Source organism: Vibrio sp. SG41-7 (assembly GCF_014164465.1).
Taxonomy (GTDB): Bacteria; Pseudomonadota; Gammaproteobacteria; order Enterobacterales; family Vibrionaceae; genus Vibrio; species Vibrio splendidus.
Genome location: NZ_JACJFF010000015.1, coordinates 74,783 through 79,891, shown reverse-complemented (window position 1 = coordinate 79,891; position 5,109 = coordinate 74,783). Strand labels below are relative to the sequence as shown.

General features: G+C 42.5%; 2 protein-coding genes, 8 tRNA genes and 2 rRNA genes. 5 read left to right on the top strand and 7 right to left on the bottom strand.

The features are described 5' to 3' along the window. Window position 1 precedes the first annotated feature (1 nt). From rrf (H5300_RS06435) to H5300_RS06415, 5 genes are all read left to right on the top strand, one after another. Window positions 2–117: ribosomal RNA gene (rrf, locus tag H5300_RS06435) — 5S ribosomal RNA — on the top strand. Window positions 118–190: 73 nt separating this feature from the next. Continuing rightward, a tRNA-Thr gene (locus tag H5300_RS06430) sits at window positions 191–267 on the top strand. Window positions 268–309: 42 nt separating this feature from the next. After that, window positions 310–425, top strand: a 5S ribosomal RNA gene (gene rrf / locus H5300_RS06425). A gap of 30 nt (window positions 426–455) precedes the next feature. Then, a tRNA-Asp gene (locus H5300_RS06420) sits at window positions 456–532 on the top strand. Between the two features lie 998 nt (window positions 533–1,530). Next, entirely contained in the window at window positions 1,531–1,926 is a 396-nt protein-coding gene (locus tag H5300_RS06415) for a DUF2391 family protein (RefSeq protein WP_026012249.1), read from the top strand. 292 nt (window positions 1,927–2,218) lie between these two features. Here the strand turns inward: H5300_RS06415 and H5300_RS06410 are convergent. The 7 genes from H5300_RS06410 to H5300_RS06380 form a co-directional block, all read right to left on the bottom strand. After that, a tRNA-Asn gene (locus H5300_RS06410) sits at window positions 2,219–2,294 on the bottom strand. Window positions 2,295–2,323: 29 nt separating this feature from the next. Then, a tRNA-Thr gene (locus tag H5300_RS06405) sits at window positions 2,324–2,399 on the bottom strand. Window positions 2,400–2,435: 36 nt separating this feature from the next. After that, window positions 2,436–2,511, bottom strand: a tRNA-Asn gene (locus H5300_RS06400). A 24-nt stretch (window positions 2,512–2,535) separates the two neighbouring features. Then, window positions 2,536–2,611: transfer RNA gene (locus tag H5300_RS06395), tRNA-Thr, on the bottom strand. Window positions 2,612–2,667: 56 nt separating this feature from the next. Next, window positions 2,668–2,743, bottom strand: a tRNA-Phe gene (locus H5300_RS06390). A 235-nt stretch (window positions 2,744–2,978) separates the two neighbouring features. Further along, window positions 2,979–4,604, bottom strand: a complete 1,626-nt coding sequence (locus H5300_RS06385; protein ID WP_182795653.1) for a methyl-accepting chemotaxis protein — start codon at window positions 4,602–4,604, stop codon at window positions 2,979–2,981. 380 nt (window positions 4,605–4,984) lie between these two features. Continuing rightward, a tRNA-Asn gene (locus tag H5300_RS06380) sits at window positions 4,985–5,060 on the bottom strand. Between the last annotated feature and the right edge of the window lie 49 nt (window positions 5,061–5,109).

Below are 5,109 nucleotides of genomic sequence, written 5' to 3'. Positions count from 1 at the left end.
GCTTGGCGACCATAGCATTGTGGACCCACCTGATTCCATGCCGAACTCAGAAGTGAAACACAATAGCGCCGATGGTAGTGTGGGGTTTCCCCATGTGAGAGTAGGACATCGCCAGGCTTTAAATTTATTTTCACTTTTAAAAAGTGAAGACAAAAAGTTTTCAGAATCGTCTTTAAACGATTCCTGAATTGCTGATATAGCTCAGCCCGGTAGAGCGCACCCTTGGTAAGGGTGAGGTCCCCAGTTCGAGTCTGGGTATCAGCACCATTATTTAGTTGATTTGATTCATCAAGTTGACAACAGAATTTGTTTGACGACCATAGCATTGTGGACCCACCTGATTCCATGCCGAACTCAGAAGTGAAACACAATAGCGCCGATGGTAGTGTGGGGCTTCCCCATGTGAGAGTAGGACATCGTCAGGCTTAAATTGCATTATGCTGAATAGACACTGCGGAGTGGTAGTTCAGTTGGTTAGAATACCGGCCTGTCACGCCGGGGGTCGCGGGTTCGAGTCCCGTCCACTCCGCCATTTATTTAGAAGCCTCGCTAGCAATAGCGGGGCTTTTTTACATCTAAATTATAGTGTTTCGCCCCTCCATCTAATGACTTCCACATAAGATTTCCTCCTAGCCAACGCGTCCCTATTATTCCGTCATTTATCAGAAATCCCAATCCTACGACTAGAATCACATCATTTCTGATTCCAATTGTGGTTTGACACAAGAAAGACTTCAAACTTTAAATTTACTGATCAAATACTCGAGCCATACGATGTTGTAAGTTAGGTAGTGAGACTGTTTTGACTCAGCGGCCCATTCAATACCTGAAACTATACAAGCATTACAACTCATCCTGCTTGCTCAGTGCTTGGAGTCTCCCTCAAGTATCAGCTAACAGCCCTTCTCTTAGGAAACCTGACTTCTGGCTTATCGGTGAATCTAGAGGATGCTTCTGATTTGTAATTAGGACTCCATCATGGAGACTTTTGCTAAGCACGCTATAGCCCTTAATGAGTCGATTTAATAGCTCTTGTTATGCATTGAGCTTAAACCACTCTCGATAGCATTAAGCACTTTGTTCGAAGCATTTTAAAGGGGAACATCGAACTAGATTCAGTTTGAAGGTGGGAGTTGCTAGGTAGTGTGCCAAAGTGCTGCCAGAAGGATATACAAGCTAAGAAATAGAGCATCCCTGTATCCGTGCCTATACGTGAAGTGATGTTTATCACCCAACTGATTGAAATTCTCTGGTTCTAGGCTCTGGTATCTTAGGATGTTTACCGGTCTCTCTTCGATTCTGATGTGCTTGTTGACTCGATATGAATTAGTTATTTTCACCGCTTTTACTCTGAACATATTGATTTCTTGCTGGTTAGTTCAAGCTATGTTTAGGTTATTACGACTAATATTAAGCTAAGAAGTGTCATTTCTGTTGCTTGGTAAGAATAGAAAATTCCCAAATCATCGGCGGATAATTTTGTGATTATTTTAAAAATAGATAAAGCCTTAAAACCTAATGGGTCGAACTATGAAATTAAGCTTTAACTTTGAAGATGCCAGCCAGATCTTTGTCGGATCTTTTGCTTTAGCCGTGCCGATTTCTTTTTCTGAAGAGGCGTGGAAGTTAGGGGAGACTTTACCTACCGCTAACTTGCTGTTGTTGTTTCTATTGTCTGCTGTATTCCTTGGCTTTTATACGTATGAAAGTGTATTCCAGAAAGATATTGTTGCTCGGTTGCCGGTGTTTATTTTCAGAATAGTTATTGCTTATGTGATGACGGCAATGGTCGTAGCTTTAGTGCTAACTTGTTTGGATAAACTACCTTTATTAAGCGACCCAATTGTATCGATCAAAAGAGTGATCGTCATCTCCATGCCAGCGTCTATGGGGGCTATTGTGGTGGATAGTTTCGATAAAGAGTGAATCGCATATCACTTCAAGTTAAGTAATCAACAGAACCTTTCTAGAGCTTATTTGGTTCATTCTTTAGATATCTTAGGTAGCGAGTTCGTTACGACCGACATATACGTGAATGTATCGGTTATTACTGTGAGAGTTTAAAGCAAATTAAAGAATGAAGCTTGGTAGGTTTGGAAGAATATGAAACTGTTAGTTACTGAATCGAAAAGGAATTAGAGAGGTGAAGGTACTTGCATGGAGAAGTTTGGATCCTTATATGCAAAAAGGCCGCATCAGTGATGCGGCCTTTTCTAATTGGCTCCCCTTGCAAGACTTGAACTTGCGACATACGGATTAACAGTCCGCCGTTCTACCAACTGAACTAAAGGGGAATTGATTGTTTAGTCTCTAATCAAGAGAATGGTGCCGACTACCGGAATCGAACTGGTGACCTACTGATTACAAGTCAGTTGCTCTACCTACTGAGCTAAGTCGGCATCATGAATCAAAAAGCTTATGCTTGATGATTAACTTGGCTCCCCTTGCAAGACTTGAACTTGCGACATACGGATTAACAGTCCGCCGTTCTACCAACTGAACTAAAGGGGAATTATTCTTAAAGCTTTAAAGAAATGGTGCCGACTACCGGAGTCGAACTGGTGACCTACTGATTACAAGTCAGTTGCTCTACCTACTGAGCTAAGTCGGCACATAATATTTCTTTGTGCTTTACTGTTGTTGTCTAGGACACCAACAAATAAATTGTGGTGCCCGGAGGCGGAATCGAACCACCGACACGAGGATTTTCAATCCTCTGCTCTACCGACTGAGCTATCCGGGCGACGAGGTGTATTAAACGTGTTTTCGCGTTCTGGGTCAACATTAAATTGCAAAAAAAGTATCGTTTGATGTTTTTCTATACTTAGTGGATTGTTTTTGTTCGTTTGGGGCTAAAAACCTAGGTCTAGCATGCTCTAAAAGATACTGAAACTACGGTTAACTGGACGGAATAGGCACCGAAACAAAAAAAGCACGTATGAAAACGTGCTTTTATATTTAAAAATTTACTCGAGAGTTTAGTGTTTTACTTCAAACCTATTAACCCAAGCTTCTAATTCGTTAGAAAGGGAGGCGAGAGTTTGAGTGCTGTTATGACTTTCTGTCACCACATTACTCAGTTGGTTGCCACTTTCTTCGATCATATTGATACGCTTCGAAATATCGTCACTCACCTGAGTCTGCTCAGCGGCGGCTGTCGCGATTTGATGACTCATCGATGAAATAGACTCTAATGCGATAACAATCTGTTGTAGAGCTTCAGAGGCATTCTGGGACTCTGTTACGGTGCTTTCACTGGTCGTCGCACACACTTCCATAGTTTTTATTGCGTTACGAGAACCTTCTTGAAGGTTATTGATCATTAACTGGATTTCTTTGGTGCTTGATTGTGTTCGACCTGCAAGGTTACGAACCTCATCAGCCACAACCGCAAATCCGCGGCCTTGTTCACCAGCGCGCGCAGCTTCAATTGCCGCATTTAGCGCTAGAAGGTTAGTTTGTTCTGCAATATCACCGATGACGTCTAAGACCTTAACGATGTTATGTACATCGCTATCTAGGTTAGCGACGGCTTCACTGGCAGTTCCTAGTTGGCCTGCTAGACCTTGAATGTTATCTACCGTGTTGTGAATTAACTGCTGAGTATGTTGGCTCTGTTTATCAGCTTCGTCAGTATTACGGGCAGTATCGCCAGCTGAATCAGCAACGTTGTTGGCTGAAGAGGCCATTTCCGTCATAGCTGTCGCGATCATCTCAGTCGACTGTTGCTGAGTCTCGGTCAGCTGAGCTATAGAACCTGCACGATCTTCCACGCGCTGTAACTCACCTCTTAATGCCAGCATTGATGCATTAAGGTTTGAGACTAGCTCGGCTAACGACTTACTCATTTGTTGTACGGCGTGATAAATACTGCCGTTTATTGCCTGAGTTTCAAAAGTGGTTTGAATGCGGCCTTCTGCGACGGCTTGTACCGCTTCTCTTACATCTTTAGGCTCGCCGCCAAGAAGTGCCAGCATTCGCTTAATGGATACAATCAAGCTCGATAGGATAAGACCCGCAATCACCACACAAAGGAATAGCTGCCATTGAGCGGTAGACCAGAAACGCGCATTGACTTCATTGAAGCCGATACCGGTGCCTACAACCCAACCCCAATGCGGAGTCTTCTCTGCAATAGATAGTTTTTCTTCAATTGTTCCGTCTGGAAGTTTTTGTGTCCAGGTGTACTCAATGATCTGGCCAGTACGATTGCCAAGTACTCGTTGAATGAGTTGGCCAACGCTATTTCCATCACCGTCTTTAAAATCATTAAAGCTGGTTCCGTGTAGTTGTGGATCCAGAGGTGTCGCAACAAACGTCATGTTTTCATCCGCAACATAAACGTATTCATTGTCTTTATAGATGTTGTTACGTAGTAGGCGAGTAGCAAGCTGTTTGGCCTGTTGCTCTTTTAGAGTGCCATCAATAGCCATTTTTTCGACTTCAGTAAGAATGCTGTATGCGCTTTTAAATAGCTCTGTCACACGAGCTTTGTTGTCCATGTTACTAGCGACTCTCAAGGTCCATAAACCAGTAGCAGTTAGCGCCAGCAGAGCGATCAAGATGATGCCCGATAATAAGTAAGCTTGCGTTTTTAATTTCATATTTTCCTGCGTAGCGATTCAATAATTAGTATTAGATATAATTCATCGAATCTTAATCTAAGTCGTGTAGGGCAGATATCAGAAAGATATCAAAACATGATGGAGATTAAATTTACGAAGCAAAAAAAGTAACAGTCTATCATGCTGTTTGTTTTCATGTGACGATACGCGGTTAAAGGTGCTTAATTTCAGAGGTGGTTTAGTTTGTATCGAGAGGGTTTGAACGAATTCAAGGATGGGTACTGTCGAGATAGGAAAGGGATGCTTTAACTTTATGGGGATGATCTGGGCTTGATGTTGAGTTGGCGGCAATACTGAATAGAGTTAGCTTTTGCTCAAACGAAAAAAAGCCAAGTCTTTCGACTTGGCTTTCTTGAATGTGGCTCCCCTTGCAAGACTTGAACTTGCGACATACGGATTAACAGTCCGCCGTTCTACCAACTGAACTAAAGGGGAATTACTTGTCTCAACATCAGGTCTATAAAGACCATTATTTGTTAAGTAC